The sequence below is a fragment of the Carnobacterium sp. genome (genome assembly GCF_032094055.1).
GTDB lineage: Bacteria > Bacillota > Bacilli > Lactobacillales > Carnobacteriaceae > Carnobacterium_A.
Map to the genome: position 1 here is coordinate 39880 of NZ_DAMDAK010000007.1, position 3585 is coordinate 43464.

At 40.3% G+C, this 3585-nt stretch carries 3 protein-coding genes and 1 pseudogene; all 4 read right to left on the reverse strand.

Going from position 1 to position 3585, the window contains the following annotated elements; genetic code table 11:
• The coding region (locus tag RT405_RS02195) for an aldose epimerase family protein (RefSeq protein ID WP_313467186.1) at nucleotides 1–747 on the reverse strand (747 nt) is incomplete at its 3' end.
• Nucleotides 748–813: 66 nt separating this feature from the next.
• Complete coding sequence (gene galT / locus RT405_RS02200; RefSeq protein ID WP_313467188.1) at nucleotides 814–2316, reverse strand: UDP-glucose--hexose-1-phosphate uridylyltransferase; 1503 nt, start codon at nucleotides 2314–2316, stop codon at nucleotides 814–816.
• Nucleotides 2317–2330: 14 nt separating this feature from the next.
• On the reverse strand, nucleotides 2331–3326 hold the full coding sequence (gene galE / locus RT405_RS02205; RefSeq protein WP_313467189.1) for a UDP-glucose 4-epimerase GalE: 996 nt from the start codon (nucleotides 3324–3326) through the stop codon (nucleotides 2331–2333).
• A gap of 4 nt (nucleotides 3327–3330) precedes the next feature.
• Nucleotides 3331–3585 (reverse strand): annotated as a pseudogene (locus RT405_RS02210) (galactokinase); the annotation flags it as partial.

Consider the following 3585-nt stretch of genomic DNA (forward strand, 5'->3'; position numbering starts at 1 on the left):
TACCGTCTGCGGATGATCGCTTTCCACGCCTGTTTTCAATGGTGCCGGTTCTCTAAAATCAAACGGTGTACCTTCCACTTCCAGTAAACTGCCTGTTGGAATAGAATCTTCTTTCAAAGGTGCATACTGATCGCTCTCTAATTGTAGCATATGATTCAGCACTCCCTTTGTGTGATCTCCGCTTAAATTAAAATAGACATGATTGGTCGGATTAAACAAAGTTGTTTTATCTGTTGTAGCCGTGTAATGAATTTTCCATTCATTTTCTTCGGTCAAACTGTGTTTTACTTGAACAGTCAAATTCCCGGGGTACCCATTTTCTCCGTCTGGGCTTAGATAAGTAAAAACTAATGTTTCTTCAGTAGCTGCTTCGTCTATTTCTGCTGCTTCATCTACTTCCCAAAAGCGTGATTCAAAAGCAGGGATACCTCCATGATGATGATTTTTTCCTTCATTGACCATTAATTGAACTTCTTTGCCTTCGAGAACAACTTTTCCTGCGGCGATGCGCCCCGCCACTCGTCCAATTGTCGCTCCATAGAATGGCCGATAAACAACGTAAGGTGCGACACTGTCAAATCCTAAAACGATATTCTGAACGTTTCCCTTTTTATCCGGCGTTTTGATTGCCGTTACGGCTGCACCATAATCCATAATGGATAGTTGCATACCGTGACTGTTTTCCAACGTATATTCATAAACTGGTCTGCCGTCTACTTCTCCAAAAAGGCGTTTGCTCCTTTTCATACCTGTTCTCCTCCTACTTTTTTATCTATTGAATGAAATTAATTGCAGCTTCAGCTGTGAAAAAGCTCAATGGGATAAACTCTGAATAAATTTCTTGAAAGCAGCTTGTCCTGCAACTGTTTGTTTGTAAACTCCCGCGTCTTCTAAAACACGTAAAAACACTTCTCCAACAGCTTCCATAATAAATTGATGGACATTTTCAACACCACCAAAAGTTGCTTTTTCTTTCAATTGATCAGCCCATTCTTGATGGTAAGCAGCTATTTCATTTGGCTCATCTCTTAAATAGAGTTCAACTTCTTGCAATTCGGCTTGCAAACGCGGGGGGAGAATAGCCAATCCCATCACTTCAATCAATCCAATGTTTTCTTTTTTGATATGCTGCACATCAGGATGGGGATGATAAATACCATCTGGGAATTCTGACGATGTTCGATTATTTCGCAATACTAAATCTATTTCAAAATCCTCTCCACTACGACGCGCAATCGGTGTGATCGTATTATGCGGAACTTCTTTTGTATGCGATAAAATACCGGCCTCTTCATCAGAATAATCCCGCCATTGTTCTAAGACCAGTGTCGCTGCATCAACTAAAGCTGCTTTATCTTGGCTCTTCAAGCGAATGACCGACATGGGCCAGTTCAGAATTCCTGCTTCAACTGACGAAAAACCTTCTAATGAAAAAGAGTAGTTAACTTCTGCTCTCTCCATCGCAAAAGTGTGTCGCCCGCCTTGATAATGATCATGAGATAAAATGGAACCGCCGACGATCGGCAAGTCTGCATTGGAGCCGACAAAATAATGCGGAAATTGTTCAACGATTCCTAGAATTTTTTCAAATGTTGCTTTTTCTAGTTTCATTGGTTTATGTTCTGCAGATAGAAAGATACAGTGTTCATTATAATAAGCATAAGGGGAATATTGCAGACCCCAATTTTCATCATTTAGCGGCATCCGTACGATTCGATGATTGCTTCTTGCTGGATAATCGATGCGTCCGGCATATCCTTCGTTTTCCATGCAAAGCAGACAAGTCGGGTATCCAGCATTAATTGTTTGTTTAGCTAGTGCAATTTGTTTGGGGTCTTTTTCTGGTTTAGATAAATTGATCGTAATTTCTAGTGGACCAAATGGACTGGCATATTCAAAGTGAGTATTTTTAGCGATTTGACGTGTTTTGATATAGTCATTCGCTTGGCTCAAATGGTAAAAATAATCTGTTGCTTGTTTTGGGCTGCTAGCATACCGTGACCAAAACTGCCGATTTACTTCAGAGGTTAATGGAGTAATCAAATTCATGATTTCAGCTTCTAGTATCTCACGCGTAGCTGGAAAATCTTCGATCACACCTTCATTTACTGCATAGTCAACCAATTGATCTAGGACTGCTAGACGTTCTGGTAAAAGAAGGGAGACGGGCAGATCAGAAATAAAATCTTCTTTTCCAAGTAAATGCAATAATTGATTCGTTTTTAGATTTTTGTCTAATGGATCGATCTCTCTTTGTTGTATTCCTATTTCAATAAAATCAGTAATTAATTGATCGATGTTTTCTCGTTTAGCCATAACATACTTCCTTTTTATTTTTTCGTTTGATATCCCATCGGATGCGATTCATGCCACTGCCATGCAGAACTGATGATATCTTTTACATCTGGAAATTTAGGATTCCAACCTAAAATGGTTTGGGCCTTTTTGCTGGATGCAATCAATGTGCTTGGATCTCCTGCGCGTCGAGGTTCAATTTTTGCTGGAATTTCTTTCCCGGTTACTTGCCGCGCAGCCTCCACCAGTTCTTTGACTGAAAAGCCAGTACTGCTGCCTAAATTAAAAATATTACTCTCATTACCAGCTTTTAAATATTCCAAAGCTAAAATATGTGCATCTATCAAATCAACTACATGAACATAATCGCGAATGCAAGTGCCATCTGGCGTAGCATAATCATCTCCAAAAATAGCTAGTTCTTCGCGTTGTCCTAAAGCAGTCTGTAAAATAAGCGGTACTAAATGCGTTTCCGGATCATGATCTTCGCCAATACTGCCGTTCCATTTTGCTCCAGCAACATTGAAGTAACGCAGTGCGACGAATCGCATACCGTATGCTTGATCACACCATTTCAACATTTTTTCCATCATTAATTTTGTCTCTCCGTAAGGACTTTCGGGATGCGTTTCTGCTGTTTCCATAATTGGAATCTCTGTTGGTTCGCCATACGTTGCTGCAGAAGAAGAGAAAACAATATTTTTCACGCCGTACTGCTGCATCACTTCTAGCGTAACCTGCGTACCTTGGACATTATTATTGAAATAAAGCAATGGTTCTCTCATCGATTCTCCTACTTGCGAATTCGCAGCAAAATGCATAACTCCTTCAATCGTTTCTTTCTCAAAAACTTGGCTCAAAAAAGCTTTGTCTCGAATATCTCCTTGATAAAAATGGACGTTCTCAGGAATAGACTCTTGGTGCCCAGTTTGCAGGTTATCCACTACCGCTACTTGGTATCCTCTATCTACTAATTGATCAACTGCATGAGAACCGATATAGCCGGCTCCGCCTAATACTAAAACTGTCATATTCTTACGCCTCCTTTATCGCTTTTGCTCCATCACTGATACTAGCAATATAAAATTCCGCTGGATAACCAATTTCCGTTTCATATGTTTTTCCAACTTGTTGAACAAACGAATCAATTTGATCATCAGCAACAATCGCAATGGCACATCCGCCAAATCCAGCTCCGGTCATTCTGGCTCCGATAACACCTGGCTGATCCCAAGCTGCTTGAACTAAAGTATCCAATTCTACTCCCGTCACTTCATAGTCATCCCGCAA